Below are 26,219 nucleotides of genomic sequence, written 5' to 3'. Positions count from 1 at the left end.
TGATGCCAGCGGCGGCGGAGACAGAAAAGCCTCATTCGGCCGGCGCGGCATCATGGTCGGGCGGGGGCGGGAACCAGCGGGCCACCCGCCGCCCGAGACCGTCGAGAAAGGTCAGGGCCACCGGCACCACGATCAGCGTGAGCAGCGTGGAGGAGATCAGCCCGCCGATCACCGCATGGGCCATCGGCGCGTTCTGCCCGCTGCCCCCGTGCAGGTTGAGCGCCAGCGGCAGCATCCCGAAGATCATGGCCAGCGTCGTCATCACGATGGGCCGGAACCGCGTCCCGCCGGCCAGAACGAGCGCATCATAGAGATTCGTTCCCTCCCGCACCCGCTGATTGGCATTGTCCACCAGAAGGATCGCGTTCTTCACCACAAGGCCCATCAGCATGATGAAGCCGATGGCCGAATAGATGTTCAGCGTGGATCCTCCGACGATCAGCCCGCCCAGAACCCCGATGAGCGACAGCGGCAGCGAGACCATGATCGCCAGCGGCTGGAGAAAGCTGCCGAACTGGGAGGCCAGCACCAGATAGATGAAGACAATCGCGAGCACGAGCGCCTGCCCGGCCGAGGCTGCCGATTCGGCAAGCTGTTCGGCCTCGCCCGCCTGCAGGATGCGATATCCCGGCGGCAGGGTCAGGCTGTCGATCGCCGCCGCCACGCGCGGGCCGACGCTGCCCATCGTCGCGCCGGACAGGTTGGCGCTCACGGTGACGGTGCGCGACTGGCCTGACCGGGTGATCTCTGCCGGGGCGGTGGAGGGCGTGATCTCCGCCACCTGATCGAGGCGGACCAGCGTCCCCTGTGCGGTGGCGATGGGAAGGCGGCCCAAGGCCTCCTCATCGTTGCGCACCGCCTCGGGAAGCTGGACATTCAGCGCCCAGGACCGCCCGTCCGGAGCCGTCCAGTCGCCGACCCGCCGCCCCGACAGAAGGGCCGAGAGCGAATCCCCCACCTCGGCCGGGGACACGCCAAAATCCACCGCCACATCCCGGTCGATCCGCACCGCCAGCGTGGACTGCACATCGGCCAGGCTCGAGGTCACATCCCTCACCCCGTCGATGGCCTCGAGCCGGCGCGACAGCTCGGCCGCGATGCCTTCGAGAACCGCGAAACTGTCGCCCTGGATGGTCACCTGGATCGGCGCCTCGACCCGGCCCAGTCCCCCGGCCGCGCCCACGGTGACCTCGATGCCGGGCACGACCGACAGCGCCTCGCGCACCGGTTCCGTCATGTCCTGGGGGCTGCGCGTCCGCTCGGAAGAGGGAACCAGGGCCACGGTGAGGGTCGCGACATGGGCCCCCGCAGCGGTGCTGCCCGAATTGACGGTGGCATAGGTCCGTGCGACCTCCGGGAACTGCCGCAGGATGGCATCCACCTGCCGGATCTTGGAGGCCGTGTAGGCCAGGGCCGATCCCGTGGGGGCCTCGATCTCCACCACGAATTCGCCCGTATCGACCGAGGGGGCAAACTCCACTCCGACCCGCGGCAGCAGGGTGAAGCTCCCCAGAAAGGCCAGCAATGCGATGATCAGGGTCAGGATGCGATGCCGCAAGGCCCAGCGGATGACCCCCGCATAGCCGCGACCCAGGGCCGAGAAGCCCCGGTCGAACCAGGCCACCATCCGCCACAGCACCCCCTTGGGAGCACGGGGGTCCGAGGCCGGGTCATACCACACCGAGGACAGCATCGGATCCAGCGTGAAGGCGACGAACAGCGAGATCAGCACCGCCACCGACACCGTGACACCGAACTGGAGGAAGAAGCGCCCGAGAATGCCTTCCATGAAGGCCACCGGCAGGAAGACCGCGACGATGGTCAGCGTCGTCGCCACCACGGCCAGGCCGATCTCCTGCGTTCCCTCCAGGGCGGCGCGGACATGCCCCTTTCCCATCTGGAGATGGCGCGTGATGTTCTCGCGCACGACGATGGCATCGTCGATCAGCATGCCGATGGCGATCGACAGCGCCAGCAGGGTCATCAGATTGAGCGTGAAGCCCAGGGCATGGAGCGCCGTCATCGTCCCGATGATCGAGATGGGCAGCGTCAGCCCCGTGATGACCGTGCTCCGCCACGAGTTGAGGAACAGGAACACGATCACGACAGCCAGCGCGGCGCCCTCGATCAGCATGGCCTGCACGCTCTCGAAGCTTTCCTCCACCGGCACGGCGTTGTCGCGGATGATCTCGAGCGTCACGCCCTCGGGCATCGCCGTGGCCTGCAGCTCGGCGATGGCGGCGCGCACCGCCTCGGCCACGGCGACGGTATTGGCGCCCTGCTGCTTGACCACGTCGATGGCAATGGCCGCCTGCCCGTCAAGCAGCGCCAGAGAGGTGACATCCCCTTCGCCGGCGCGGATCGTCGCCACATCGCCCAGCAGCACCGGCAGGCCGCCGGATTGCCCCACGGGCAGCGACAGGAAATCCTCCATCCGTTCGATCCGCCCCTCGACGGTGACAGAGCGGACGCGCGATTCGCCTTCGATCTGGCCGGCGGGGCGGTCGCGGTTCTCGGCGGTCAGTGCGGCCGTCACCTGCCCGACCCCGATCCCGTAGGCATTCATCCGGTCGGGATCGAGAAGGATGTCGATCTGCCGCGGCGCCCCCCCCGACGACCGAGGCCCGGCCCACCCCCTGGATCGTCAGGAGCCGCCGCGCCACGACATCCTCGGCCAGCGCCGTCAGATCGCGCCGGGCCATCCGGTCGGACGAGATGGCGACGGAGATGACCGGCTGCTCGGCCGGGTCGAAGCGCAGCACGGTGGGATCCTCGGCCCCTTCGGGGAAGCCCGCGCTCACCGAGGCCAAACGGTCGCGCACATCCTGGGCCGCATCCGCCGAGCGCACATCGAGGTCGAAGATCATCACCACGATGCCCTGCCCCTGCTGCGCCGTGGAGCGGATCTCGTCGATCCCCGCGATGGTGCTGACCGCCTCCTCGATGGGGCGGATCACATCCTCCTCGACGGCTTCGGGGCTCGCCCCCGGATAGGACACGACCGCCGCGACGACGGGAAAGTCCACATCCGGGAACTGCTCGATGGGTAGGCGGGAATAGGACACAAGGCCCAGGATGGTGATGGCCAGCATCACCATCGCCGCAAAGACCGGCTGACCCACACTGATCCGGGTCAGGAACATGTCAGAACTCCACGAGGGTCACGGCCTCGCCGGCCTCGATCCCCTCGAGCGGCGCTGTCACGACTGCCTCTCCCGGGGACAACCCCCGCGCGATCCCGATCAGCCCCCCGGACCAGACCTCGCCCGGGGTGACCGCACGGCGTTCCAGCACGCCATCGACGATGACGAAGAGGAAATCGCCCTCCGCATCCTGACGCAACGCCTCCTGCGGGACGGCCAGCACGCCCTCCGCCTCGGCCAGCACGATCTCACCCGTGGCGAACATGCCGCCCAGCAGAAGCCCCTCGGAGTTGTCCACCTCCACATAGACCGTCAGCATGCGCGTCCCTTCGGCGGCAACCGGCGCGATGCGGCTCACACGGCCCTCGAAGCGCCGCTGCGCGATCCCCTCCACCGTCAGATCGACGCGCTGTCCCGGCCGCACCGCGGATCCGGCGCGCACCGGCGCCTGACCGAGCAGCTCCATCCGATCCAGATCGACGATCGTCATGAGCGGCGTGCCGGCGGCGACGACGCTTCCCGGATCCACGCTGCGCTGCGCGACCACGCCATCGAAAGGCGCAGTGACCGCCGCGCGCTCCACCGCCAGTTCCGCCGCCCGCACCTGATCCTGCTGCGCGGCCAGATTGGCCCGCAGGCTTTCGACATTGGCCCGCACCTCGGCCAGCGTCGTCTCGGCCGCCACGCCGCGCGCCACGAGCGCCTCGGACCGCTCGAGCTGCCCTTCGGCCAGGGCAAGCTGCGCCTGCGTGGCGGCCAGATTGCTCCGCGCCAGATCAAGGTCGATCCGCGCCCGCTCGATATCGAGCTCGACGAGGATCTGCCCCTCCTCCACCGCATCGCCCGGGCGCACCAGAACGGCCTCCACCAGCCCCCCGGTCTCGGCGGCGACGGTCGCCTGCCGGACGGGGGCCAGCGTGCCGATCACGCGCACCGTCCGGCGCTGGGTTGACGGCTCGATCCGCGCCCATTCGCCACGGTTGATCTGGGTGAGACGCGGCGCGGGCCCGGCCCCCGGTTCCGTCGCGGCCGCCCCGGCCGTCCCGGCCTCTGCCGAAGGCGGGGGCACGGAAGCCACGAGGCGGTCCTGCCCCAGCCAGAGCGCGATCCCCGCGACCAGCAGCAGGCCAGCCAGGACCCAGGGCCATTTGCGCCGGGCCGGAGGACGCCCCAGCCGGGCCCGCTCGGCCGCGCGCCGCTCGCGCCGCGACAGCGCCCATTCGGGCTTGGCCAGCGGATCGTCCGGCGCTGCCCCTGCATCCTTCGCCATCGCCCAGACCCCCGAAGCAGCCCGAAACCGCATGCCGTGGGAAGCTGGGCCTCCCGGCAGGCAGAATCAAGGGCGGGGCGGCCCGCCGCGTCCACAGCGATGCAGGCAGAGGCGCGCCCCGCCTGTTGCCGGTTCGCCTGCTGTCTATTCGGCGGCCATCGGCACAGGGATCGGCTGGCCGTTCCCGTCGAAGCGATGGAGCCGTCCCGGCTGGGGACGCAGCCAGACCTGTTCGCCCATGGCCACGGCAACCTTGCCGGGCTGGCGCACGATCACCGGTTCGGACAGGCCCATGTCCACGAACAGATAGTTGTCCGAACCCAGATCCTCGGCATGGACGACGCGGCCCGTCCAGGTCCCCTCCTCCTCGGAAACGAGATCGAGATGCTCCGAGCGCACGCCCAGGGTGGCGCAGCCATGTTCGGCCGCGATCGGCCCTTCGATGAAATTCATCCGCGGGCTGCCGATGAATCCCGCGACGAAGAGATTGGCGGGATGGTCATAGAGCTCGGCCGGGGTGCCCACCTGCTCGACGCGGCCATCGCGCAGCACGCAGATGCGGTCGGCCAGGGTCATCGCCTCGACCTGGTCATGCGTGACATAGATCATGGTCACGTCGCGCATCTCGTGATGCAGCTTGGCGATCTCGAGCCGGGTGGCAACCCGCAGCGCGGCATCGAGATTGGACAGCGGCTCGTCGAAGAGGAACACGCGGGGATCGCGGGTGATGGCCCGCCCGATGGCCACCCGCTGCCGCTGCCCGCCCGAGAGCTGGCGCGGCAGCCGCTCGAGCAGATGGTCGATCTGGAGCATTCTGGCTGCTCGCCGCACCCGCGCGTCGAGTTCCTCCTTCGAGGCCCCGGCCAGTTTCATGCCGAAGGCCATGTTCTCGTAGACCGTCATGTGCGGGTAGAGCGCATAGCTCTGGAACACCATGGCGATGCCCCGCTTCGAGGGCAGGACGCTGTTCATCCGCTCTCCGTCGAAGAGCAGATCGCCCGAGGTGATCGTCTCGAGCCCGGCGATCAGCCGCAGGAGGGTGGACTTGCCGCAGCCCGAGGGGCCGACAAAGACCATGAACTCGCCCCGGCGGATCTCCAGATCCACGCCCTTGATCACCTTGGCGGCACCGAAGGCCTTGACGACATTGCGAAGCTGGATGTTGGCCATGACCTACCCCTTGACGCCGCCGGCGGTCAGGCCGGCCACGATCTTGCGCTGGAAGACGAGGACGAGGACGATCAGCGGAACCGTCACGAGGACCGAGGCCGCCATGATCGGGCCCCACGGGATTTCCTGAACCGAAGCCCCGGTGAAGATCGCGATGGCCACCGGCACGGTCCGCTGGTTCTCGCTGATGGTGAAGGTGAGGGCGAAGAGGAATTCGTTCCAGGCGCCGATGAAGGCCAGAAGCCCGGTGGTGACCAGCGCCGGCCACAGCAGGGGCATGAAGACGCGGGTGATGATGATCCAGGGGCTTGCCCCGTCCATGATCGCGGCCTCCTCGATTTCGATGGGCAGGTCACGCATGAAGGTGGTCAGCACCCAGACCGTGAAGGGCAGGGTGAAGATCGTGTAGCTCAGGATCAGCGACCAGGGCGTGTTGTAGAGGCCGAGCCAGTTGATCAGCTCGTAAAGGCCCGACAGCACCGCGATCTGCGGGAACATGGAGACCGCCAGGATCGTCATCAGCAGCAGGCCCCGCCCGCGAAAGCGCACCCGCGCCAGCGCGTAGGAGGCCGTCACCGCGAGGATCAGGGCGGCGATCACCGTGATCGTCGCGACGAAGACCGAATTGCCCACTGCGCGCACGAAGGCCGGGCGGGTCAGCACATCGCGGTAGTTGGCGAGGTTGAAGGACTCGGGCAGATAGTTGACGCGGAACAGGGCTGTTCCGGTCTCGAGGCTCGACAGGATGGCATAGTAGAAGGGGAAGACGGCCACGAGGACGATGAGCCCGACGACCAGCCAGAACATGCCCCGCCAGAACAGACCGGCCGGAGAGCGGTCCTCCTCTCCCCGTTCGCCGGCGGCCAGCACGGCATAGAGGAAGGGGAAGGTCACGGCGAGCGCCACCGCCAGGAAGATGGCGAAGCGGACGAGCTGCCACAGCAGGAAGGTGAGGGTTTCCATCTCAGCGGCTCCTCTCGCCGGAGAGGTCCACGCGGCCCAGCCAGATATAGAGGGTTACGAAGACCAGGATGATGAGGAACAGGATCGTGGACTGGGCCGAGCCTTCGGCATAGTCGCCGAATTCGCGGATATTCTGGAAGCTGATCACCGACATCGTCACCGTCGAGGAGGACCGCGGTGTCAGCACATAGATCAGGTCGAAGATCCGCAGCGCATCGAGCAGGCGGAAGATCACGGCGACCATCAGCGCCGGCTTCAGCAGGGGCAGCGTGACGCGGAAGAAGACGCGCACCGGATGAATGCCGTCGAGCTTGGCCGCCTCGTACATCTCCTTGGGGATCATCTGGAGCCCGGCGAGGATCAGCAGCGCCATGAAGGGCGTGGTCTTCCAGACATCGACGATGAGGACGGCGATCATCGCCGTATCGGGGCGGGCGGTCCAGGCGATGGGTGCGTCGATCAGCCCCACCGACAGGAGCATGTGATTGATGATCCCGTACTGGTCGTTGAACATCCAGCCCCACATCCGGGCCGAGACGATGGTCGGGATCGCCCAGGGGATCAGGATCGCCGCGCGCACCAAGCCGCGCCCCCTGAACTCGGCATGGAGCACAAGCGCCACCAGCAGGCCGAGGATCGTCTCCAGCGTGACGGACATCACGGCAAAGCGGATGGTGTTCCAGACCGCGTTCCACCAGCTCGCATCGACCAGGACTCCGCGCCAGCGGATCGTGCCGTCCGCCCGTTCCTGCGCCCGCAGATAGTTGTCGAAGCCGACCCATTCATAGCTGCCGCTGAAGATGGTGTTGGCGTCGGCATCGGTGAGCGACAGCATGATCGACCGCAGAAGCGGCCAGGCGGCGACGAAGGCCAGCATCGCCAGCATCGGCACGAGGAACCAGAAGGCCGCCCTCGCCCGCTGGCGTTCGAGTCCGGATTCTCCGGATCGCGTGCCGGCCATCGATCCGGCGGTGACTGTGGTGGTCATGGCCGGGTACCTCCCGCTGTCGCTTCGGGGGGCGGGGCGGCGGAACCACCCCGCTCGACTTGGGGCCATGGCCGGCGCTCTCCCGCGCCGGCCGCCGGTCAGGCCGTCATCACTCGAGGATATCCTCGAGATCGACCTCCAGATCCGCCAGCGCCGAGGCGGCATCGGTGTTGCCCGACAGCACATTGTGCACCGCCGTGAAGAAGGCGGTGGAGACTTCGTTGTAATCCTCGCCGGCCGGGGCCGAGGGCCGCGGCACGGCATTCAGGAACACCTCCTGCCAGCGCGCGAAATAGGGATTGGCCGCCAGGACGTCCGGATCCTCGTAGAGGGCCTGGATGGTCGGCAGGTTACCTTCGTTGATGGCGCGCTGCTTCTGCGCCTCGGCCGAACCGAGATACAGGGCCAGGTCGATGGCCGCTTCCTGATTGTCCGAATAGCGCGAGACGGCCACGTTCCATCCGCCCAGCGTCGCGGCCGAGCGCCCATCAGGGCCAGGACCGGCCGGCAGCGGCGCCACGTCGAACTTCCCGGCCACCGCCGAATCGGGCGAGTTGCTCAGGGCATAGGCATAGGGCCAGTTGCGCATGAAGACCGCATTGCCGGTCTGCCAGACGCCGCGGCTTTCTTCCTCCTGATAGGCCAGAACCCCCTCGGGCGAGATCGTCCCCACCCAGGACGCCGCCATCTCGAGCGCCGCCGCCGCCTGCGGATTGTTGACCGAGATGGTGCCGTCCGGCTCGATGATCTGGCCGCCCCCGAAGGACTTGATCCATTCGAGAGCATCGCAGGTCAGCCCCTCGTAGGCGTTGCCCTGCCAGACAAAGCCCCAGATCTCGCTGTTGCCCGCCTCGCGTTCGGCATCCTGGATCATCTGCGCCGTGGCGGTCAGCTCTTCCCAGGTGGTGGGCACGGAGGCGCCATATTTCTCAAGCAGATCCGTGCGATAGTAGAGCGCGGGAGCATCGGTGAAGATCGGGATGGCGACCAGCTTGCCGTCCACCGTCTGCGATTCGATGATCGAGGGGAAATTCGCCTCGATCAGGCCGGCGGCCGTGGCAGCCTCGGTCAGGTCCACGAAATGCTCGGCAAGCTGGGGCGCCCAGATGACATCGGTCTGGTAGACGTCGATGTCGCCGTTCTGCGCGGCAAGCCACAGACGGTACTGACCGAACTGGTCGGTGGTCGATGCCGGCATCGGCACGAGGACCGCGTCATTGCCCGTCCGCTCCTCCCAAGGGGCCACGAGCGCATCGAAATTGGCCACGGCATTGCCCACAGCCCCCGACACGATCGTCACCTGCACACCCTGCGCCGCCGCTGCCGAGGCCCCCAGCGCCACAAGGATGGCGAGAGCTGACGACCGCCGCGCGGCCGTCTTCAGTCCGTTGGTCATGTTCGTCCTCCCATGACGGGCCGCAGCCCGCCCGATTGTCGTGGTCCCGGACGGCATTTCCCACCCATCCGAAACGTTTTGGAATACTAGCGGCGTCCACAGCCCGCCGTCAATCGACTCCCTCTCCTCCCTTTCGATTCATCGTATCGGTCCTTCGGAACCGGTCAATCATTTCATGCGATCAGGCCTGGATCAGACTGTCCCGGGCGGGGCGGGACGGGGCGGAGCGACGGAGCCCCGTTCATCCGTCACGACATGCCCCTCCACCTGCAGCCTTTCCGCCGGCTCGCCATCCACGGCCGCAACCAGAAGCCGGGCCAGATGGGGCCAGCCATCCGCCAGGGGCGATCGGGTGGCCGTCAGGGGCGGGTCGAACAGGGCCGGCCGCAGACCCGGCAATTCGTCGTCATGCACCACGACCGACACATCCTCCGGCACCGACAGCCCCAGCGCCCGGATTCCCTCGAGCAGGCCCATGGCGATCCGGGTGCTGCCGCAGACGACCCCCGTCGGCCACAGCCCCCGCGGCCCCCAGAAATCCACCGCCGCGACCAGCCCCGCCCCGGCGGACATCGCGCCGAAGCGGTGCAGCGCAGGCTCCGGCTCGATCCCGGCATCCTCCAGCGCCTCGCGCCAGCCGGCCCGGCGCGAGACGGCATAGGTGTTGCGCGCAGGACCGTTGAGAAAGGCCACACGCCGGTGCCCTGCCGCGATCAGCATCCCGGTCAGTCGCCGCGCGACAGCCCGGTTGTCGATATCGTAGAAGGGGTAGTCATGCGGCGGCTCGATCCGCCCGTGGACCACGAAGGGCACGCCTTCGGCCCGCAGGAAGGCCACCCGGGGGTCGCGCAACTGCGGCTCGAGCAGCACGAATCCGTCGATCGCCCCGCCGCCGATCAGGCGGCGATAGACCTCGGTCTGCGGCTCGTCCGGATCGGCGATATGCAGAACGAACAGCCGCCCCAGCCGCGCCAGATGCTGCGACAGCGCGGCCACGATCTGGACGAAGAGCGAATCCTCTTCCATCCTCGGCGGCCCCGGCAGCACGAGCCCCAGCATCCCCGACCGCCCGGTGGCCAGCCTCCGGGCCGCCGCATTGGGCTGATAGCCCAGCCGGCGCGCCTCGGCCAGGACGCGGGCACGGGTCGCCTCGGCCACATCGGCATGACCGTTGAGCGCGCGGCTCACCTGCGTCACCGACAGGCCCAGCCTCCGGCTGAGATCCCTGAGCGTGGCCATGGCTCCTCCAACTCCGCAATCATGCCGTGATCCGAAGCGTTTCGGCAAGGATTTCCGTCGGCTCAGCGCAGTTCGGCCAGCACCTCCCGCAGGGCGGCGCGCCAATCGGGCCGCCGGATGCCGAAGGCCTCGGCCAGAGAGGTGCAGTCGAGCCGGGAATCGAGGGGGCGGCGCGCCGGGGTGGGGTAATCTGCGGTCGCGATCGGCTCGATCCGCGTCCGCAGCCCGGCCTCTGCCATGATCGCCTCGGCGAATCCGGCCCAGGTGGTGTCCGGGGCGCCCGACAGATGGTGGATGCCGCCATCGGCCCCTTCACGCAGGGCGGCGGCAATCTCCAGGCAGGCCTCGGCGATGGCGTCGGCCGGTGTCGGCCCGCCCTGCTGGTCGGCGACGACGCGCAGGCTCTCGCGCTCGCGCCCCAGGCGGAGCATCGTCTTCACGAAATTCGTCCCCTGTGCGGAGAAGACCCAGGATGTCCGCAGGATGACGGCCCGTCCCCCGGCGGCCAGAACGCCCTCCTCGCCCAGCCGCTTGCTGCGGCCATAGGCATTGAGGGGCGCCACCGGATCCTGGGGCCTCCAGGGCCCGCCACCCGTGCCGGGGAAGACGTAATCGGTGGAGAGATGGACCAGCGGCAGGCCCCGCGCCGCGGCGGCCCGGGCGATGGCGGCAGGGGCCTCGCCATTGACGATGCGCGCCGCGTCCGGCTCCGTCTCGGCCCGGTCCACGGCCGTCCAGGCGGCGGCCAGGATCACGGCATCGGTGTCGCTGCGCTCCACGAGGCGGGCGCAGGCTGCGGGGTTCATGAGATCCGCCTCCTCCCGGCCGAGCGCCGTCAGCTGCACCCCGGCCGGCGCGCGGCGGCGCAGCGCCTGTGCCACCTGTCCGGTCCGGCCGAAGACCCAGGATCCTCATGCCCCGGTCCCCAGCCGCCGCCCCACCCGTCGCGGCCGAGCAGCGGCCGCCACCAGTCCTCGCGGTCGAGATACCAGCGCACGGTGCGCCGCAGCCCCTCCTGGAGCGTCACCGAGGGCCGCCAGCCCAGTTCCGCGCGGATGCGGGAGGGATCGATGGCATAGCGCAGGTCATGACCCGGCCGGTCGGGCACGAAGGTGATCAGCCGGTCATGAGGCGCGCCGGCGGGGTGCATCTCGTCCATGATGCTGCAGATCATGCGCACGAGGTCGATGTTGCGCGCCTCGCTCTCGCCGCCGATGGCATAGGTTCGCCCCACCGCGCCGCGTTCGAGGACCAGCAACAGCGCCTCGGCGTGATCCTCGACATAGAGCCAGTCGCGCACATTCTCGCCCGTTCCGTAGACGGGAATGGGGCGGCCGTGCAGCGCGTTGAGGATCGTCACCGGCACCAGCTTCTCGGGAAAGTGATAGGGGCCGTAGTTGTTGGAGCAGTTCGTCACCAGGACGGGAAGGCCATAGGTCTCGCCCCAGGCCCGCACCAAATGGTCCGAGGCGGCCTTGCTCGCCGAATAGGGGCTGCGCGGGTCATAGCGCGTCTCCTCGGTGAAGCGCCCCTCGGGCCCCAGAGAGCCGAAGACCTCGTCGGTGGAGATGTGGTGGAAGCGGAAGCCCGGGGGGCGTCCCTCGCGCAGCCAGTGGGCCCGCGCAGCCTCGAGCAGATGGAAGGTTCCCGTGACATTCGTCTCCACGAAGGCGGCCGGCCCGTCGATGGAGCGGTCCACATGGCTTTCGGCGGCCAGATGCATGACGGCATCGGGCCGGTGGTCGCGGAAGATGCGGTCGAGCGCGACGCGGTCGCGGATATCGGCCTGTTCGAAGGCATAGAGGGGCGAAGCGGCCACCTCCGCCAGATTCGCGGGATTGGCCGCATAGGTCAGCGCATCGAGATTGACGACGGCATGGCCCATCGCCACCGCGCGCCGCACCACGGCCGAGCCGATGAATCCGGCCCCGCCCGTCACCAGGATCCTCATCGCGCCCCCTGTTCCGCCCCGTTCAGCCCTGCCCCCGCACGACTCCACGCGGCAGGAACACCGTCAAGAGCCCCAGCGCCGGCAGCCAGGCGACGATGCGGAAGACGAAATCGAGGCCCTTCGCATCGGCCAGCAGCCCCATCCCCGCCGCGGCGATCCCGCCCATGCCGAAGGCCAGGCCGAAGAAGACGCCGTTGATCATGCCGACCCGCCCCGGCACCAGCTCCTGCGCGAAGACGACGATGGCCGGAAAGGCCGAGGAGATGACGAAACCCACGATCACCGTCAGCACCGCCGACTGCCACAGCCCCGCATGAGGCAACAGGATCGAGAAGGGCAGCGTGCCGAGGATCGACACCCAGATGACCCCCAGCGGCCCGATCCGGTCTCCGATCGGCCCCCCGGCCAGCACGCCCAGCGTTCCTCCGGCCATGAAGGCGAAGAGCATGAGCTGCGACTGCTGCAGGGTCAGGTCGAAGCGCTCGATGACATGCAGGGCCCAGAAGGATCCGAAGGTGGCCGTGTAGATGTTCTTCGTGAACACGAGCACCGCCAGCACCACGAGGGCCCAGCCCACGCGCCGGCGCGGCAGCCCGTGGCCGGGCCGCTCGACGCGGGGCCTTGCGGCCTGGGCGGCGCGATGGGCCCGGTGCCAGAGCGCCACGCGCCACAGGATCAGGATGCCGAGGCCGGCCCCCAGCGCGAACCAGGCGACGCTGCCCCGCCCCCAGGGGGCCACCACGAAGGCTGCCAGCAGGGGCCCGGCCATGTGACCGAAATTGCCCCCCATCTGGAACAGGCTCTGCGCCGTCCCGTAGCGTCCGCCCGAGGCGGCGCGGGCCACCCGGCTGCCCTCGGGATGGAAGACCGCCGAGCCGAGACCCACCGCCATCGCCCCGAGGACCAGCAGCGCATAGGCCGGCGCCTCGCCCAGCAGGATCACCCCCAGCAGCGTGCAGGCCATGCCGAGCGGCAGGATCATCGGCATCGGCCGACGGTCCGTCAGCGCCCCCACCACCGGCTGGAGCACCGAAGCCGTCACCATGAAGGCGAAGGACAGAAAGCCGATCTGCCAGTATTCGAGCGCGAACTCCGCCCGCAGCAGCGGATAGATCGCAGTCACCAGCGACTGCATGATGTCGTTGATGCCATGGCAGACCGATACGCCGGCCAGCACCAGCCATGTCGTCGTCGCCCCCGCCGGCGTCATCCTGCCGGGGGGGATGCCTGCTGCTGCCGTCATCGCACATCCTCCACGGGATGACACCCGGCTACGCCTCCGGGCAGGCAGGTGCAAGGGCCGCCCCGACGGGCCAGACCGGGCGGGACCAGCCCGGCCGAACGGGGCGATCAGGGCTGATCAGGGCGCATCGGGGCAGGCGGGGGACCAGGCCGGCTGCCCTGCCGGACCGGAATGACCGGCATCGGCCCCGGAAACCGCCATCGGACCGGGGACTGGAGCGGCGATCAGGACCGGCGATCAGGAGGCGATCAGGATCGGCCGCCCTTGCGGCCGGCCTCTGCGGCCCGCAGCCGGTCATGGGCGAAATTGCCGCCCGAGACCTCGCCCCCCTTCCGCCCGGCGGCCGCAGCGCGCGCCGGATCGTTCCGGAAATTGCCCCCGGAAGCCCTTCCCCCCCTTCGAGGCAATGGCGCGCTGCTTCTCGGGATCCATGGCGGCAAAGCCGCGGGGCGCGCGCGGGGTGTTGCCAGGATTGTCCATCCTCCGGTCCTCCTTGCCGGGTTCGTCCGTCTGCGGGGGAAACGACGGCGGCCGCCCGATGTTCCCGGCCCTTCCATCCCGGCAAGGGCCCGCCTACTGTCCGCCCGGCCACGGGGGAGAAGGGGCATGACGGACTTCGACGATCACGACGCGCTTGGCCTTGCCGCCCTTGTCGCATCCGGCGAGGTCAGCCCCGACGATCTGCTCGATGCGGCGCTGGAGCGGGTGGCTGCCCGCAACCCCGCCCTCAATGCCGTCGTCCTGCTGCAGGAGGGGGAGGCGCGCCGCGCCATCCGCAACGGCCTGCCGCGCGGGCCCTTCCGCGGCGTGCCCTTCCTGCTCAAGGATCTGGGGGCCGAGGCGGTCGGCTTTCCGTCTCATTCGGGTTCGCGCCTGTTCGCAAACGAGACGGCCGATACCGATGCCACCCTCGTCGCCCGGCTGCGGGCGGCGGGCCTCGTGATCTTCGGCCGCACGACCGCGCCCGAATGCGGCATCGGCCCGGCGACCGAGGCCGCCGTCTATGGCGGCCCCACGCGCAATCCCTGGGATCTGTCGCGCACGCCGGGGGGGGTCCTCGGGCGGGGCGGGTGCGGCGGTCGCGGCCCGGATCGTGCCGGCGGCCCATGGCTCGGACGGGGGTGGATCGGTGCGCATCCCCGCCTCCAACTGCGGCCTGTTCGGCCTCAAGCCGACCCGGGCCCGCCTGCCCGACGGGCCCCATGCGGGCGAGGGCTGGGGGGGCATGGCCATCGACGGCTTCCTCACCCGATCGGTGCGCGACACGGCGGCGCTGCTCGATGCCACCGAAGGGGCCGATCCCGGCGCGCCCTACTGGGCCCCGCCGCTCGGGCGCGGCTACATGGCCGCCATCGCCCGCCCGCCCCGTCGCCTGCGCATCGGCCTGTGCGAGACGACCTTCACCGGCGACCCCGTCCATCCCGACTGTGCCGGGGCCGCGCGCGAGGCCGCCCGCCTGCTCGAGGATCTGGGTCATGCCGTCGAACCCTTCCGCCCCGAAGCCGATCATGAGGGGATGATCCGCGCCTGGGTGGATATCGTCGCCTGCGGCACGGCGCTTTCGATCCGCAGGGCGCTGGCGGGGCGCGATCCGGCCGACTGGGTGGAGCCGGTCGCGCGCGGGGCGCTGGCCCATGCGGCGACGCTCTCGGGCGAGGATTACCTGGCCGCCCTGGAGCGCATCCATGCCTATGGGCGCCAGATGGCGGCCGCCTTCGCGCGCATCGACATCCTGCTGTCCCCTGTCATGGCCGAACCGCCGGCCCTCATCGGCCGCTTCGCGCATGACCGCGAGGATTATGTGGCCTATCGCCTCGGGCCGGAGGGGGTCTGGCCCTATTCCCCCTTCTGCACGGCCTTCAATGCCTCGGGCCAGCCGGCCGCCTCGGTGCCCCTGTCCTGGAATGCCGAGGGGCTTCCCATCGGGGTCCAGCTCGCCGCGCCCTTCGGCGAGGACGAGACGCTGATCGCCCTCTGCCGCGAGCTGGAGATGGCCCGTCCCTGGGCGCATCGCCGCCCGCCCCTTCTGGACAGCCGCGCCCCTGCCGGGGCAGCATGACGGGCATGGACGGCTCGGTCGAGATTCAGGGCGTCTTCCGGACCTTCGGAGAGGGGCCTCGGCCGTGCGTGCCCTCGATGGCGTGACCCTCGCCATCGGGCGGGGCGAGTTCTTCACGCTTCTTGGCCCCTCGGGTTGCGGCAAGACCACCCTGCTGCGCTGCATCGCGGGTTTCGAGACGCCGGACAGCGGGCGGATCCTGCTCGACGGGCGGGACATCACGCAGGATCCGCCCCATCGCCGGCGGGTCAACACGGTGTTCCAGTCCTATGCCCTCTTTCCCCCATCTGACCGTCGCCCGGACATCGCCTTCGGGCTCGAGATGCTGGGCCGTCCCCGTGCCGAGGTGCAGGAGAGGGTCGCGCGGATGCTGGCCCTCGTTCAGCTCGAGGCGCTGGCCGACCGACGTCCCGAGGCGCTTTCGGGCGGCCAGCAGCAGCGTGTGGCGCTGGCGCGGGCGCTGGCCCCGCAGCCGGCCGTGCTGCTGCTGGACGAACCCCTCTCCGCCCTGGACCGCAAGCTCCGCCGCGAGATGCAGTCCGAACTCAAGCGTCTCCAGACCGAAACGGGAATCACCTTCGTCTTCGTCACCCACGACCAGGAGGAGGCGCTGGCGATGTCCGACCGCGTCGGCGTCATGGCGGAGGGGCGGCTGCTGCAGGTCGGCACCCCCCGCGACATCTATGACCGCCCCGCCACCCGTTTCGTCGCCGATTTCATCGGCGAGACGAATTTCCTTCCTGCCATGGCGGGGGATGGCCTCGTGCGGCTGCGCTCCGGCGAGGTCGTGGCGGCCTCGCCGCTGGCCGGTCCGGTCACGGTGGCCATCCGGCCCGAGCAGATCCGCCTCGTGCCGGCGGAGGAAGAGGGCGTGCTCGCCGCGACGCTGGAGGGGGCCACCTATCTGGGCACCGACAGCCTGCTGCGGCTGCGCCTGCGGGACGGCAGTTCCGTCATCGCGCGCCTGCCCTCCGTTCCCGGCACCGACGCCGCGCCGCCGCCCGGCAGCCTCGTCGGCCTGCGGCCCGTGCCGGGCGCCGTGCAGGTCCTGGCCGAATGAGGAGCGGGGCGGTGCGCCGGCGGTCGCGGGCCCGTGCGGGCTGGCTGCTGTCGGCGCCCGCGCTGCTCGTGCTGCTGGTGGGGGCGGTGGGACCGCTCCTCGTGGTGCTGCTCTATTCCTTCCTCACGCGGGGGGACTATGGCGGCGTGCGCCTGCCCTTCAGCCTCGAGGGCTGGTTCCGCGTGTTCCTGCGCCGCGACATCTTCGACGGCACGGTGTCGCTCAACACCGATCATCTGTCGATCTTCTGGCGGTCGATCTGGCTGTCGCTGACGACGACGCTCGTGACCTTCGTCCTCGGCCTGCCGACCGCCTGGTTCATCGCCACGCGACCGGAACGGTCGCGGCCGCTGTGGCTGTTCCTGATCACGATCCCCTTCTGGACCAATCTCCTGATCCGCACCTTCGCCATCCTGGAGGTGATCCGCAACGAAGGGCTGATCAACACCGTCCTGATGCGACTGGGGCTGATCTCCGCGCCGATCCAGATCCTGTTCACCGACTGGGCCACGCTGATCGGCATGACCTATGTCTATCTGCCCTTCATGGTCCTGCCGCTCTATGCCGCCATCGACCGCTTCGACCGCCGCCTGCTCGAGGCCGGCTACGATCTCTATGCCGATCGCTGGCGCGTCCTGCGCCGGGTGATCCTGCCGCTGATCCGGCCGGGCATCGTGGCAGGCTGCATCCTGGTCTTCATCCCCGCGCTGGGCGCCTATGTGACACCGCGCGTCCTCGGCGGCGGGACCAACATGATGATCGGCAACTTCATCGAACTGCAGTTCGGCCAGGGGCGCAACTGGCCGCTGGGCTCGGCGCTGGCCGTGACGCTTCTGATCGCGGTCATGGGGGCGCTGCTGCTCTACCTGCGCGCCACGACGCCCAAGGGGGGACATGATGGCTGAGACGCCGCCTCCCCCACCCGTGCGCCGGCGGACCTTTTCCGCCACGACTCTGCCGGGCTTCGCAGCCGTTGCCGTCACGGTCTTCGTCGCGCTCTATCTGCCCATCGCCACGCTCGTGGTCTTCTCCTTCAACGCGGCCAATTCGATGTCCGACTGGGGCGGCTTCTCGCTCCGCTGGTACGAGGCCGCCTGGGCCAACCGCGCCGTGCAGGAGGCAGCCGGCCGCTCCCTGCTGATCGCCACCATCGCCTCGCTGGCCTCCACGGTCCTGGCGACGCTGGCCGCACTCGGCACCACGCGGCAGGGCCCCTTCCGCGGACGGATGGCGATCTGGGGGGCGATCAACACGCCCCTGATGGTGCCCGAGATCGTCACCGGCGTGGCCCTGCTGATCCTGTTCGGGACGGTGCGCGCCTGGACAGGGTATCAGGGGCTCGGCTATCTCGTCCTGGCGCATACCGCCTTCTGCATTCCCTTTGCCTATCTGCCGATCCGGGCCCGGCTCGAGCGGATGGACCGCCTGCTCGAACTCGCCGCGGCCGATCTCTATGCCTCGCCCCGCAGGGCCTTCCTCCGCATCACGCTGCCCTTGCTGATGCCGGGGGTTCTGGCCGGCGCCATGCTCGCCTTCGTCATCTCGCTCGACGATGTCATCATCACCGAATTCGTGAAATCCGCCGGCCAGGACACCCTGCCCACCTACATGCTGGGGCAGTTCCGCCGCACCCTCACGCCCGAGGTCAACGCCATTGCCACGGCGCTCCTGGGGCTGACCCTCGTGCTGCTGACGGCCTTCTTCCTCATCACGCGAAGGCGGGGCTGACACCGCCGCCCACCCACCAACCAGGGAGACCCTCATGCGATCGCTTCGTCTTGCTGCTGCCACCCTCGCCCTCGTGGCGGGCCAGGCCGCCGCCCAGGACCGCCAGCTCCAGCTCTACAACTGGGGCGACTACACCAGCCCCGAGCTGATCGCGAAATTCGAGGCCGAGACCGGCATCCGCGTCACGATCACCGATTACGACAGCAACGACACCGCGCTGGCCAAGGTCTCGGCGGGGGGGCATGGCTTCGATCTCGTCGTGCCCTCGGCCAACTACGTGCCGATCTGGATCGAACACGGCCTGATCCAAGAGCTGGACCATTCCCGCCTGCCGAACATCGTCAACATCGCGCCCGAATGGGTGGATGTCGCCTGGGATCCCGGCCGGCGCTACACCGTTCCCTGGCAATGGGGCACAACCGGCATCGCCGTGAACACCTCGGCCTATGACGGGGACATCAACACCTCCGACATCGTCTTCGACCCGCCCGAGGAACTGCGGGGCAAGATCAACGTCGTGCCCGAGATGGCCGATGTCATCTCGATGGCGATCATGAATGTCGGCGGCGAACCCTGCACCGAGGATCTCGAGGTGCTGCGCCAGGTGCGCGACATGCTGCTGGCGGCCAAGCCGCACTGGCTGTCGATGGACTATGATTCCGAAGCCAAGCTTTCGGCCAATGACATCATGGCCGCCCTCACCTGGAACGGCCCGACGATGCGCGCCCGCCTCAACAACCCGCCGGTCGCCTATGGCTATCCGGTCGAGGGCTATCCGATCTGGATGGACTCGGTCGCCCTGCTGTCGGATGCGCGCAATGTGGACGAGGCCTACGAGTTCCTGAACTTCATCATGGAGCCGGAGAACGCCGCGCTCATCTCCAACTATGCGCGCTATGCCAACGGCATCACCGGCTCGGAGGAATTCATGGACCCCGAGATGCGCGACGCCCCCGAGATCGTCATCCCCGAGGAGCATCGCGCCCATGGCGTGTTCCTGCCCACCTGCCCGCCCTCGGCCACGGATCTCTATGCGCAGATCTGGACCGAGCTGCAGAGCTGAGCCCGACCCTCGCCGCCGGTCCTGACCCTGCATCCCGCGCGGCAGAACCCTCCGCCGCGCGGGGATCGGCACCCCGGCCTGTCCGCCGGGGCTGTGCGGGCGGCCCGGGCGATGGCGGCATGCGGGGGTGCTGCGCGAATCGGGGATGGAGCGCGCGTTGCGCCTACCATCTGTTAACCTTTCAGAGCGACACTGGCCCCATCGAATCGTCAGACCGGGGAAAGGAGACGGACAGACCACATCATCAGGACAACCCAGAGGCACCCGCCCCATGCCGGGCCCATGCCGGGCCCTTGCCGGCGGTGCGGCTGCCCGCAGACAGCAGAGACAGCCGGGGACGGGAGCCCAGGCCAGGGGAAGGAGGCGCTCAGAACGCCGCAATCCGCCCGTAGAGATCCACCCGGCGGTCCCGGAACAGCCCCCATCCGGCCCGCAAGGCGGCGCAGGCCTCGAGGTCCAGCCGGGCGAGCACGACCTCTTCCCGGTCGCGGCTTCCCCGGGCCAGGAGCTGGCCGGTGGCATCGGCCACGAAGGAGGACCCGTAGAAGGTGACGTCGCGCCCGTCCTGGCTTTCGGTCCCGATGCGGTTGGAGGCCAGCAGGGGCATCAGATTCGCCCCGGCATGGCCGCGCATCACCGTTTCCCAGTGCGGCTGGCTGTCCCAGCCCGGCTCGGACGGTTCGGAGCCGATGGCCGAAGGATAGCACAGGATCTCGGCCCCCATCAGGGCCATGGCCCGGGCTGTCTCGGGGAACCACTGGTCCCAGCAGATGCCGACGCCGATCCGCCCGATCGCTGTGTCCCAGACGCGGAATCCGGTGTCTCCGGGCGAGAAATAGAACTTTTCCTCATAGCCGGGGTTCTGGGGGATGTGGCTCTTGCGGTAATGCCCCAGCACCCGCCCATCGGCATCGGCGATGGCGACCGCATTGAAGAAGGCCTGGTTCGCGCGCTCGAAGAAGGGGATCGGCAGCACGATGCCGAGCTCGCGCGCCAGATCGGCAAAGCGCGCGATCAGGGGGTTGCGTTCAAAAGGCCGTGCCAGGGCAAGATGACGCGGATCCTGCGTGATGCAGAAGTAGCGGCTTTCGAAGAGTTCGGGCAGCAGGACAAGGCGTGCCCCGGCGGCGGCGGCCTCGCGCACCAGGCCTTCGGCGCGGTCGGCATTCACGGCGGGGCTGTCGCTCATGGCGAACTGCACGGCGGCAAGCGTGATGTCACGCATCGGCAAAGCCCTCGAGGACATTGACGGTGTTCACGCCGATCTGCTCGATGGCATAGCCGCCTTCCATGACAAGGACGGTGGGCAGGCCGATCCGCCCGATCCGCCGTCCGGCATCGAGGAAATCGGGCGAATCGAGGCGGAAGAAGCTGATCGGATCGTTCTTGTAGGCATCGACCCCGAGAGAGACGACCAGGGCCTCGGCCCCGAAATCGCGGATGCGGGCGATGCAGTGATCGAGGGCTTCGGCCCAGGGGCCATAGCCCGTCCCCGGTCCGAGGACGCAGTTGAGATTGGCGCCTTCGCCCTCGCCCTCGCCCGTCTCGTCGGCAAAGCCGGCGAAATAGGGATAGGCGTCGAGGGGATCGCCATGGATCGAGGCGAAGAGGACATCGCCCCTGCGGTAGAAGATGTCCTGCGTGCCGTTGCCGTGGTGAAAGTCGATGTCGAGCACGGCGACGCGCGCGGCGCCGCCCATGCGGAACATCTCGGCGACTACGGCGGCATTGTTGAGAAAGCAGTAGCCGCCATACTGGTCGCGCGTCGCGTGATGCCCCGGCGGCCGGCAGAGAGCGAAGGCCGCCCGTTCGCCGCCGGCCACGGCGGCCTGCGCCGCCTGCGCCGAGGCGAGCGAGGACAGCGCGGCCTGCCATGTGCCCCGGGTGATGGCGGTCTCGCTGGCATGACAATAGTATTCGACCTTGCCATCGATGTGACGCGGGATGCGGTCATGGCGCTGCCGGCGCGTCGGCATGCCGGCGGCGATCACCTCGCCCTCCATGCCTGCGGCCTTCCACTCGTCCCAGGCGGTCTCGAGGAAGTGCAGGAAGCCCTCGTCGAGGATGCGCCGTGCCGGGGTCAGATCGGCCTCGCCCGGCGCTTCGACGGGGGGAAATCCCCGCTCGCGCAGACGCGACAGGATGAACTCCATCCGCGCGGGGCGCTCATGGGGGGTGATGAAGCGGCCGCCCGACAGCTCGCCCTTCGGGAAATGCAGCCGGTGATCCTCGCTGAAGAAGGTGCGCATCCGCCTCTCCCCTGTTTGCCGCGCGACGAGCCTGCCTCAGTCCCGGGGCATACGGAAGGCGGGGTTCAGGCGGCAGGCGGGGCGGCTGAGGCGGCCACCGCGACCGTCCGCCGCCCGGACGGGTCTTCAGCCGACCAGCTCGATGCCGGCGAAGAAGAAGGCGATCTCCTGCGCCGCCGTCTCGGGGGCGTCAGAGCCATGGACGCTGTTCTCGCCGACGGATTCGGCGAACTCGGCGCGGATCGTGCCGGGCGCTGCATCCTTGGGGTTGGTGGCGCCCATCACCTCGCGGTTCTTGAGGATCGCATTCTCCCCTTCGAGAACCTGGACGACCACAGGGCCCGAGGCCATGAATTCGGTCAGCTCGGCGAAGAAGGGACGCCCGCGGTGGACGGCATAGAACTGTTCGGCCTGCTCCTTCGTCAGCCGGATCCGCTTCTGGGCGATGATGCGCAGTCCGGCTTCCTCGAACTTGGCGTTGATCCGACCGGTCAGGTTGCGGCGGGTGGCGTCGGGCTTGATGATGGAAAGCGTGCGTTCGATGGCCATGAGGGCTGTTCCTTGCGGCCGGGACCCCATGCCCCGGCTTTCGGGCGCGCCCCTATCATGGGGGGGGCCGTGCGGGCAACCTCGCCGCCGGCGGGGCGCCGCTGCGGCAGGATCGCAGCCCCGCCGCCCCTGGCCGATCGCCCGTCCGATGCGGCGAGGCGCGAGAGGCAGCCGCCCTGTCCCCTGCCCGCCGCCCGTTGACGCCCCGACCCGCCTGCGGCACTCCCCCCCTCATGCTGCGGATCGAGAACATCTCCTATTCCGTCGAGGGACGCCCGCTGTTCGAAGGGGCCTCCGCCGTCATCCCGACCGGCCACAAGGTCGGCCTTGTGGGGCGCAACGGCACGGGCAAGACGACGCTCTTCCGCCTGATCCGGGGGGAACTGCCCCTCGAGGCCGGCGAGATCGAGCTGCCCCGAGGCGCCCGCATCGGCGGCGTGGCGCAGGAGGTGCCGGGCTCCTCCGTCACGCTTCTGGAGACGGTTCTGGCCGCCGATACCGAGAGAGCCGCCCTTCTGGCCGAGAGGACGGCCGATCCCCACCGGATCGCCGAGATCCAGACCCGTCTGGCCGATATCGACGCCTGGTCGGCCGAGGGGCGCGCCGCGGCCATCCTCCGGGGCCTGGGCTTCACCGAAGAGGAGCTGCGGATGCCCTGCTCCGCCTTCTCGGGGGGCTGGCGGATGCGCGTAGCCCTGGCCGCGGTCCTGTTCTCCCAGCCTGATCTGCTGCTGCTCGACGAACCCACGAACTATCTCGATCTCGAAGGCACCCTCTGGCTCGAGGGCTATATCGCCCGTTATCCCCATACGGTGCTGATCGTCAGCCATGACCGGGACCTGCTCAACCGTTCGGTCGGCGGCATCCTGCATCTGTCCGAACGCAAGCTCACCTACTGGACCGGCACCTATGACGACTTCGCCCGCGCCCGCGCGGCGCGGCGTGCCCTGCTGGAATCGGCCGCGAAGAAGCAGGAGGCGACGCGCGCCCATCTCCAGAGCTTCGTGGACCGCTTCCGCTACAAGGCGTCCAAGGCCCGGCAGGCCCAATCCCGCCTCAGGATGCTCGAACGGCTCGAGACGATCCGCCTGCCCGAGGATGCCGCCCGCACCGTCTTCACCTTTCCCGAGCCGGACGCGCTCTCCCCGCCCCTGCTGACGACGGAGGGCGTCTCGGTCGGCTATGACGGGCATCCCGTGCTGTCCCGCCTCGATCTGCGAATCGACCAGGACGACCGCATCGCCCTTCTGGGCCGCAACGGCGAAGGCAAGTCCACACTGGCCAAGCTGCTGGCCGGCCGGCTGCCGCCGCTGTCCGGGCGGCTGACGCACAGCCCGAAGCTCCGCATCGGCTATTTCGCCCAGCATCAGTGGACGAGCTGCATGCCGACGAGACCCCGCTCGATCACCTGCGCCGCGCCCTTCCGGCCGAGCCACCCGCACGTCACCGCGCGCGCCTGGCCGGCTTCGGGCTTCTGGCGGCGCAGGCCGAAACCGCCGTGGGACGCCTGTCGGGGGGGCAGAAGGCACGCCTGTCCCTGCTGCTGGCCACGCATCACGCCCCGCATCTGCTGATTCTCGACGAACCCACAAATCACCTCGACATCGAATCGCGCGAGGCACTGGTCGAGGCTCTGACCATCTATCGCGGAGCCGTGATCCTGGTCAGCCACGACATGCATCTCCTGTCGCTGGTGGCCGACCGTCTGTGGCTTGTGAAGGACGGGGGCGTGCAGCCTTACGATGAGGATCTGGAGGCCTATCGGGCCATGCTGCTGGCCCCGCCCGAACGCCCCCCGCAGCCCCGGCCATCCGGGCCGCCGAAACCCGCCCGGCCGTCCCGAGAGGCCCTGCTCGCCCTGCGCGCCGAGGTGCGGCGCTGCGAGGAGCGCATCCGCAAGATCGAGGAGATGCGCGACAGGCTGGCCGAGCGGCTGGCCGATCCCGCCCTGTATGAGGAGGGGCGGCGCACCGATCTGGAGCTCTGCAACCGCAAATATGCCGAGATCATGGAGGCTCTGGGCCGCGCCGAAGCCCTGTGGTTCGAGGCGCAGGAACGGCTGGAGAAAGCCGAAGCCGTCTGACGGCCGCATCGCGCCGGGCCGACCCGAAGCAGACCGGCATCGGCGATCCCGCGTGCCGTCCCCGGATCCGGCATTAAGGGTTTGTTAACCCCGACATGCTATCCCTTCGGATAAGGCGGCGAATCGCCCTGCCATGACGGATCCCGCCAGGGAAACCCCGGCAGGGGGAATCGTCCCCGCGACGATGAAGGAGGATCGGATGAACGGACTGATAATAATAACCGGGTGAATCGCCCCGGGGCGTCATGGCACAGGGGATCGCGGCACGCGCTCTCATGGCGCTCGCATGGGCGGATGCAGCGCTTCGCACAGAGCCTCATGCCTTTGGCCTGAGCCGAAAGCCTGCTCGACAAGAGCTCGACAAGAGGAGAAGGGGGGCAGTGGCGCGGTTGACGGGGCTCGAACCCGCGACCCCCGGCGTGACAGGCCGGTACTCTAACCGACTGAGCTACAACCGCGCTTCTGCCGCCCGGCACCGATGCACCGGACAAGGGGGCTTCTAGGGATGTCGGCGGCCGGCGTCAAGCGGTGTCGGAACGTCCCTGTGCACGACCCGGCGTCAGATGAGGTCCCCTGCTGCCGGCGCGCTGGCCGTTCCGGTTCGGATCGGGCGTTGAGGTGACATGGTGGGTGGTGAGGGATTCGAACCCCCGGCATCCTCGGTGTAAGCGAGGTGCTCTACCGGCTGAGCTAACCACCCCCCTGCGGGGGCCTAGACTCCGGGCTTGCGGCTGGCAAGGGCTGGCCGGAGGGGATTTCGGCTTCGGGTTCGAGAAGCGTCATCCGCCCCCGGCGATCCGCACGACCTGCCCCTGCCGGAACGGATAGGATCCGGCCTCGCGCCGTCCCTGTCCCAGGGCTGCGGCGCAGAGCAGCCGCAGCGTCACGCCATGCGTCACAAGGATCGTCGGGCCGGAGAGCGAGCGAAGGAGGGCAGCAGCCCTTTCGGCGACCGCGTCCAGCGTCTCGCCCCCCTCACAACGGGCATAGAAGTCGAAAAGCCCCTCTCCTCCGGGTGGCGGCGGCCAGCGGGCATCGATCTCGGAACGGCAGAGCCCTGTCCAGCGTCCCATGCCGATCTCCATCAGGCGCGGATCGGGTTCGGCCCTGATGCCCAGTGGGCCCAGGGCAAGCCGGGCGGTCTCGACCGCTCTGGGCTGGGGGCTGGTGCGGGCGCGATGGGTCCTGGTCCCGATGCCGAGCCCGGCCAGCAGACGCCCCATTGCAGCCGCCTGGGCGCGGCCGAGGGATGTCAGCGGCGAATCGCGATGTCCCTGAAAACGCCCGGCGCGATTCCATTCGGTCTCGCCATGACGCAGCAGGATGAGGTCAGGGACGAAACGGGCGACATGCTCGGGAAGGGTCATGGAAGGCAGAGCGTGGGCCTCAACCCCGGTTGTTTCGCTGTGCAGGAAGGCTTCCCTTGACAAGCCCGTGATCCCTCGCCCTTGGGCAACCTGCGCCGCAGGCCTGCGGCTCCGGTCTGGCCCAGCTTCGGTCGCCCCGCAAGATCCGGGCGAGGGGGTCATCGCCCCGTGTCTGCGGACCCTCTCTCGTTGAGGGCAGCCGAGGCTGATTGATCAGCGCCTTCTCATCCACAGCCGTGCGCAGCCTCGTCTCGTGCAGGAAGGACAGCGTTCCTCGGAAGCTCGCCACGCCTCCATCGCGCCATTCCGGCATCGGCCATCGCCGCCACCGATCCGGGGACCCTGTCCTGCAACCCGCACCTCTGCCAAGGCGGCGATGGCTGGCCGCAAAGCCTCCCGCCACACGCCGAGCGACGCCCCCGCGCGGCCAGCGCGCGCACCCCGTGCGGAGGGCGAGGACCCCGCCATCCCCTCCGTTCATGTGCCATCTCCGCCCTCTGGAGGATGCCACAGCCCCTCGAGAGGGTCGGGCCCTGGATACCCCCCGCGGAAGTCCGAAGAAGGCGGCTGAAGGAGAGGGACAGACCGCTGATCCGAAGGAGACAGAGGCTCAGGCAAGAAGCCCGGCTCCACTGCAGCGGCACGCGAATCCTTACCCCCGCAGGCCGCAGACCCCCCGGGACCGGATGATTAGCGAA

Annotated in this window: 19 protein-coding genes, 2 tRNA genes and 5 pseudogenes; 7 read left to right on the top strand and 19 right to left on the bottom strand. The window is 69.2% G+C overall.

Annotated features, from left to right (window positions below; translation table 11 throughout):
• Positions 1-31 precede the first annotated feature (31 nt).
• The 13 genes and pseudogenes from RUTHE_RS14550 to RUTHE_RS18715 form a co-directional block, all read right to left on the bottom strand.
• Positions 32-2,566: an efflux RND transporter permease subunit gene (locus tag RUTHE_RS14550; RefSeq protein WP_021099246.1), complete on the bottom strand. Its 2,535-nt coding sequence runs from the start codon at positions 2,564-2,566 to the stop codon at positions 32-34.
• 112 nt (positions 2,567-2,678) lie between these two features.
• Positions 2,679-3,092: pseudogene (locus RUTHE_RS18100) on the bottom strand (efflux RND transporter permease subunit); the annotation flags it as partial.
• A 52-nt stretch (positions 3,093-3,144) separates the two neighbouring features.
• Positions 3,145-4,413 (bottom strand): efflux RND transporter periplasmic adaptor subunit, encoded by a 1,269-nt coding sequence (locus RUTHE_RS14545; RefSeq protein ID WP_021099245.1) that lies wholly within the window; start codon positions 4,411-4,413, stop codon positions 3,145-3,147.
• Between the two features lie 144 nt (positions 4,414-4,557).
• Complete coding sequence (locus tag RUTHE_RS14540) at positions 4,558-5,583, bottom strand: ABC transporter ATP-binding protein (protein WP_021099244.1); 1,026 nt, start codon at positions 5,581-5,583, stop codon at positions 4,558-4,560.
• 3 nt (positions 5,584-5,586) lie between these two features.
• On the bottom strand, positions 5,587-6,546 hold the full coding sequence (locus RUTHE_RS14535) for a carbohydrate ABC transporter permease (protein WP_021099243.1): 960 nt from the start codon (positions 6,544-6,546) through the stop codon (positions 5,587-5,589).
• Between the two features lies 1 nt (position 6,547).
• Positions 6,548-7,534: a carbohydrate ABC transporter permease gene (locus tag RUTHE_RS14530; RefSeq protein ID WP_021099242.1), complete on the bottom strand. Its 987-nt coding sequence runs from the start codon at positions 7,532-7,534 to the stop codon at positions 6,548-6,550.
• 109 nt (positions 7,535-7,643) lie between these two features.
• Entirely contained in the window at positions 7,644-8,930 is a 1,287-nt protein-coding gene (locus RUTHE_RS14525) for an ABC transporter substrate-binding protein (protein ID WP_021099241.1), read from the bottom strand.
• A 192-nt stretch (positions 8,931-9,122) separates the two neighbouring features.
• Positions 9,123-10,169, bottom strand: coding sequence for a LacI family DNA-binding transcriptional regulator (locus RUTHE_RS14520; RefSeq protein ID WP_021099240.1), 1,047 nt, complete (start codon positions 10,167-10,169; stop codon positions 9,123-9,125).
• A gap of 62 nt (positions 10,170-10,231) precedes the next feature.
• Complete coding sequence (gene rfbD, locus RUTHE_RS14515) at positions 10,232-11,050, bottom strand: dTDP-4-dehydrorhamnose reductase (RefSeq protein WP_021099239.1); 819 nt, start codon at positions 11,048-11,050, stop codon at positions 10,232-10,234.
• A complete protein-coding gene (gene rfbB, locus RUTHE_RS14510) occupies positions 11,005-12,120 on the bottom strand; it encodes a dTDP-glucose 4,6-dehydratase (RefSeq protein ID WP_021099238.1) in 1,116 nt (371 codons plus the stop codon). Before rfbB ends, rfbD begins: the two co-directional genes overlap by 46 nt.
• A gap of 22 nt (positions 12,121-12,142) precedes the next feature.
• Entirely contained in the window at positions 12,143-13,363 is a 1,221-nt protein-coding gene (locus RUTHE_RS14505) for an MFS transporter (protein ID WP_021099237.1), read from the bottom strand.
• A gap of 248 nt (positions 13,364-13,611) precedes the next feature.
• Positions 13,612-13,770 carry a con-10 family general stress protein gene (locus RUTHE_RS18720; RefSeq protein WP_211217771.1) on the bottom strand — a complete coding sequence of 53 codons (159 nt, stop codon included), beginning with the start codon at positions 13,768-13,770 and terminating at the stop codon, positions 13,612-13,614.
• Positions 13,751-13,843 (bottom strand): annotated as a pseudogene (locus tag RUTHE_RS18715) (KGG domain-containing protein); the annotation flags it as partial. The gene RUTHE_RS18720 and the pseudogene RUTHE_RS18715, both read right to left, overlap by 20 nt.
• A 126-nt stretch (positions 13,844-13,969) precedes the next feature.
• Between RUTHE_RS18715 and RUTHE_RS17880 the strand changes: the two are divergent.
• The 6 genes and pseudogenes from RUTHE_RS17880 to RUTHE_RS14475 form a co-directional block, all read left to right on the top strand.
• Positions 13,970-14,356, top strand: a pseudogene (locus RUTHE_RS17880) (amidase family protein); the annotation flags it as partial.
• A gap of 10 nt (positions 14,357-14,366) precedes the next feature.
• On the top strand, positions 14,367-15,422 hold the full coding sequence (locus RUTHE_RS14495) for an amidase (RefSeq protein ID WP_021099234.1): 1,056 nt from the start codon (positions 14,367-14,369) through the stop codon (positions 15,420-15,422).
• 5 nt (positions 15,423-15,427) lie between these two features.
• Positions 15,428-16,482 (top strand): annotated as a pseudogene (locus tag RUTHE_RS14490) (ABC transporter ATP-binding protein).
• Positions 16,479-17,387, top strand: a complete 909-nt coding sequence (locus tag RUTHE_RS14485; RefSeq protein ID WP_040646018.1) for an ABC transporter permease — start codon at positions 16,479-16,481, stop codon at positions 17,385-17,387. The pseudogene RUTHE_RS14490 and the gene RUTHE_RS14485 overlap by 4 nt, the downstream one beginning before the upstream one ends.
• Entirely contained in the window at positions 17,380-18,210 is an 831-nt protein-coding gene (locus tag RUTHE_RS14480; protein ID WP_021099231.1) for an ABC transporter permease, read from the top strand. Before RUTHE_RS14485 ends, RUTHE_RS14480 begins: the two co-directional genes overlap by 8 nt.
• Positions 18,211-18,244: 34 nt before the next feature.
• Positions 18,245-19,273 carry an ABC transporter substrate-binding protein gene (locus tag RUTHE_RS14475; RefSeq protein ID WP_021099230.1) on the top strand — a complete coding sequence of 343 codons (1,029 nt, stop codon included), beginning with the start codon at positions 18,245-18,247 and terminating at the stop codon, positions 19,271-19,273.
• 367 nt (positions 19,274-19,640) lie between these two features.
• On the opposite strand, the gene aguB is transcribed toward RUTHE_RS14475, so the two are convergent.
• The 3 genes from aguB to ndk all read right to left on the bottom strand — a co-directional run bounded on the left by aguB (position 19,641) and on the right by ndk (position 22,071).
• Complete coding sequence (aguB, locus tag RUTHE_RS14470) at positions 19,641-20,498, bottom strand: N-carbamoylputrescine amidase (protein ID WP_021099229.1); 858 nt, start codon at positions 20,496-20,498, stop codon at positions 19,641-19,643.
• The gene (locus RUTHE_RS14465; protein WP_021099228.1) at positions 20,491-21,522 is read right to left on the bottom strand and encodes a histone deacetylase family protein; all 1,032 of its coding nucleotides are present in this window, start codon (positions 21,520-21,522) and stop codon (positions 20,491-20,493) included. Before RUTHE_RS14465 ends, aguB begins: the two co-directional genes overlap by 8 nt.
• 126 nt (positions 21,523-21,648) lie before the next feature.
• Positions 21,649-22,071, bottom strand: a complete 423-nt coding sequence (gene ndk, locus RUTHE_RS14460; protein ID WP_021099227.1) for a nucleoside-diphosphate kinase — start codon at positions 22,069-22,071, stop codon at positions 21,649-21,651.
• 233 nt (positions 22,072-22,304) lie between these two features.
• On the opposite strand from ndk, the pseudogene RUTHE_RS14455 reads away from it, so the two are divergent.
• A pseudogene (locus tag RUTHE_RS14455) lies at positions 22,305-24,154 on the top strand (ABC-F family ATP-binding cassette domain-containing protein).
• 381 nt (positions 24,155-24,535) lie between these two features.
• On the opposite strand, the gene RUTHE_RS14450 reads toward RUTHE_RS14455, so the two are convergent.
• The 3 genes from RUTHE_RS14450 to RUTHE_RS14440 form a co-directional block, all read right to left on the bottom strand.
• Positions 24,536-24,612, bottom strand: a tRNA-Asp gene (locus RUTHE_RS14450).
• Between the two features lie 166 nt (positions 24,613-24,778).
• A tRNA-Val gene (locus RUTHE_RS14445) sits at positions 24,779-24,854 on the bottom strand.
• 79 nt (positions 24,855-24,933) lie between these two features.
• The gene (locus tag RUTHE_RS14440) at positions 24,934-25,521 is read right to left on the bottom strand and encodes a histidine phosphatase family protein (protein WP_040646014.1); all 588 of its coding nucleotides are present in this window, start codon (positions 25,519-25,521) and stop codon (positions 24,934-24,936) included.
• Positions 25,522-26,219: the final 698 nt, after the last annotated feature.

The sequence above is a fragment of the Rubellimicrobium thermophilum DSM 16684 genome, assembly GCF_000442315.1.
Lineage (GTDB): Bacteria > Pseudomonadota > Alphaproteobacteria > Rhodobacterales > Rhodobacteraceae > Rubellimicrobium > Rubellimicrobium thermophilum.
Note: the sequence above shows the minus strand (reverse complement) of the source record. Positions and strands in the feature narration are given on the sequence as shown.